At 59.0% G+C, this 3203-nt stretch carries 1 protein-coding gene and 1 pseudogene; one reads left to right on the top strand and one right to left on the bottom strand.

The window, feature by feature from the left end; all coding sequences use genetic code 11:
• Positions 1-255: 255 nt before the first annotated feature.
• Positions 256-510, bottom strand: coding sequence for a hypothetical protein (locus LG661_RS24305; RefSeq protein ID WP_230534574.1), 255 nt, complete (start codon positions 508-510; stop codon positions 256-258).
• A 1675-nt stretch (positions 511-2185) separates the two neighbouring features.
• Between LG661_RS24305 and LG661_RS24300 the strand changes: the two are divergent.
• Positions 2186-3203 (top strand): annotated as a pseudogene (locus LG661_RS24300) (DNA translocase FtsK); the annotation flags it as partial.

Raw genomic sequence — 3203 nt, 5'->3', positions numbered from 1 at the left:
TGCTTCAGTGGCCTTCTACCTCAATCAACGACTCCTGAGCCTAGCTTGGCGCCTGACACATTGACTGCGTCTCTTCGCCTGGGCTCGAGAGCTTCGTTCGAAACAGCGGTGACTGCCCCAGGACTACTTTAACTAACCACACCTCCCAAGGTAGGACTGGCCTGCGAGCGACTTCAATCGCTTTGTTGCCCCGCATCCGAGGCAACCTCGACAGGCAGTTGGAGAACCCTATGGAGCGGATCGCGATAGAGGCGCTTACCAGCCCTGGCGTTCTTCCAGGTGGCGCGGAATGTCGAAGCCGGATGGCGCGTCATAAGTCTCCGCCTGGCGGGGCTGCCGATCGTCGACCCAGCGCGGTTTCTGCGTGCCCGCCAGCCTGGCCAGACCACCAAGGAATGCTAGTGCCCCCTGCAGGAACGATCGGGTCGCATCTACGGTCATATCGGCAAGGTCGCGCAGGCGAGGGTCGCCGATGCCACCGGGCCGATGCTGCGCCTGCTCATACGGCATGAATGGAGCCGCTGGATCGCGCTCCCATGCATGGTTCGGCAGAAGGCTGAGGAGGTACCAGCACTGCCCAGGGCCGTGATCAGGACCACGGGCAGGACGAGGCGAAAGGCTAAGCCAATGATCTTGGACAGGATTACGTAGCCGACGATCAGAACAATTGCCGCGGTGATAAAGCCGGTGCTCAACGTCTCTGCCTTCCTGTCTGGTTTTGGATGTGGAGGCAAGGCTCTCACCGACATCCGCGGCCGTTTTATGATCACTTCAGGTCCACTGAAAGCGAGCTCGGAGCAGAGGGGATGAATCACCTGCCCCTTTCAGATGTGAAAGCGTGAGGCTCTATTGCCCGCATCTCCTGTCGCGGCTGGCCTGTGCAGTCGTCGCCAGAAGCCCTGATGGCCAATTGTCTGCTCAAGGTGGAGGCGCCGGCATTATTAGGGTCGGGCGTCTGGCATTGTGACCTAAGGCAGCCGTTGCATTCCTAAGACCTTGATGAGGGATTACCGATCCGATCCGATTCCGTTTATGGCGCAGCCAGGCGGTAGCGGCTGATCGATAACCCGGCCTTTACCCAGGTCGGCGAGATTCCCCCGGCCGCACGTGCGGTGCCCCACTTACCGACTCTACGGATCTATTAGTTCTCATGCGTAAGCCCTTTAAAGCTAATGACTTTCTCCCATCTGCTGCCCAGCTTCAGGCCAGGATATCCGAAACACATGGGGAGGCTCAGAAGCGGGATGATTCGGTGCAGGAGGGTCACGGTAAATCTGCCTGGGAGACCCCTTGGTCCTCGGCTGGCGAAACAGAACCCGGGTGGTGGTGCGCTTTCGCGATCGACAAGGATGTAAGGGCGACGCGCACCCCTGATCGTATCATTAAGAAGCAGCCCGAAACTAACGTCGTAGCTCTTCCAACCAGCGAGGCCGCAGACGCGGCCCGTCTCGCCCGTGCTGCAGACAGGTCCTGTGAGGAGACCATCCGCAGGCGCTTGGAGCGGCTACGGACTGCGGTGGAGGCCGGGTCGCCCGTTAACTCGTCGCCCGAGAAGACCGCTCGTTCCCCAGTCCCGGATCCCGTGCCTACAGCATCGGAAGGAGAAAGATTTAAGGAACCCGCTTCGACTCCTGCTATGGATGAAGAGGTGAATGGCGGGACGGTATTGCCCGTGGCCGAAACGACGGTTAGGCGGGAGCAGTCAGAAACAAATCTGATGCCCGCTCACAGCGAAATTCTCGAACATTCAGCCGGAAGCTCTAGTGTCGAAGAGGCCACTCCGGACAATCCGGCCAAGTTGCAACTGCCAGTTCCTATCGCGGCAGCAAGGTCCGCCTTTTCTGCATTTGCATTCCAGTCTGGTCTGTATCAGACCGCAGTATCGTTGAAGTCCGTGTTGGTTGTTGATCTGTCGATGCAGGATACAACTCCTTACAACAGCTTCTCCACCGAGGAAGGTTCTGAGGCGACATCGTATCAGGAGATCTTCGAGGATGCATCTGAGTGCGCTGATCCTACGGAGTCCGCTCTGGAGGCGGTGAACGCTGCATCCGCGCAGATTGTTGGTGAGCTTGATGCGGGATATCTCGCTCTATACAGCGGTGAGATCATGCCCGTTTTGGCGTCTACAGAATCGACGAGGGAGCCAGAGAGCCCCATTTCTGCGCCTGCAAATTTTGGCCCCGCGACTCCCGACGCATTGGTAGTTGCACGCGCGCCGACGGCGGATGCCATGGACTGTTCCGTGCCAGAGCGCGTAAGGAACGCAGGATACGTACTTCCTGATGTTGATCTACTAGCTCGCCCTCCCGAGAGCGAGCGGCACGTCCTGACCGAGGATATTCTTGAGGAGAGGGCAGGGAGAGTTGAGAAGGTCGTTCGTGACTTTGGCGTTAAGGGCGAGGTCATTCATGTTCACGCGGGACCTGTAGTCACCCTGTATGAGTTTGAACCCGCTCCAGGGGTAAAATCCTCGCGGGTGATTGCGCTCTCCGAGGATATTGCAAGATCCATGAGCGCTGTTTCCGCACGCGTGGCGGTCATCCCCGGCCGCAATGCCATCGGCATTGAATTGCCAAACGATACTCGTGAAACCGTGTACCTTCGCGAGATGCTTGAGACGGCAGACTTCAAGGCATCGACGCAGAAGCTCCCGATCTGCCTGGGCAAGACCATCGGCGGCGAGCCCGTGATCGCAGACNTGCCTGGGCAAGACCATCGGCGGCGAGCCCGTGATCGCAGACCTCGCCCGCATGCCGCACCTCCTGGTGGCCGGCACCACCGGCTCGGGCAAGTCGGTGGCGATCAACACCATGATCCTCTCGCTGCTATATCGGTTTACCCCCGAGCAGTGCCGCCTGATCATGGTCGATCCCAAGATGCTGGAGTTGAGCGTCTATGACGGCATCCCGCACCTGCTCACCCCTGTGGTGACCGATCCCAAGAAGGCAATCATTGCATTGCGCTGGGCAGTACGAGAGATGGAGGACCGCTATAAGAAGATGGCCCGGCTCGGCGTTCGGAACGTCGACGGCTTCAACGCCCGTTTGAGTGAGGCTAAGGCGAAGGGTGAGGTCATCGTGCGAACCGTCGAAACGGGGTTCGATAAGGAGACCGGGAAAACGACCTATGATGAGGTCTCAATCGATCTCACCCCTTTGCCCTACATCGTGGTGATCGTCGACGAGATGGCGGACCTGATG

Origin of the sequence: Microvirga roseola (genome assembly GCF_020866965.1) — a bacterium.
Classification (GTDB): Bacteria; Pseudomonadota; Alphaproteobacteria; order Rhizobiales; family Beijerinckiaceae; genus Microvirga; species Microvirga roseola.
The sequence above is the reverse complement of the archived record's forward strand: the minus strand, read 5'-3'. Positions and strand labels throughout refer to the sequence as shown.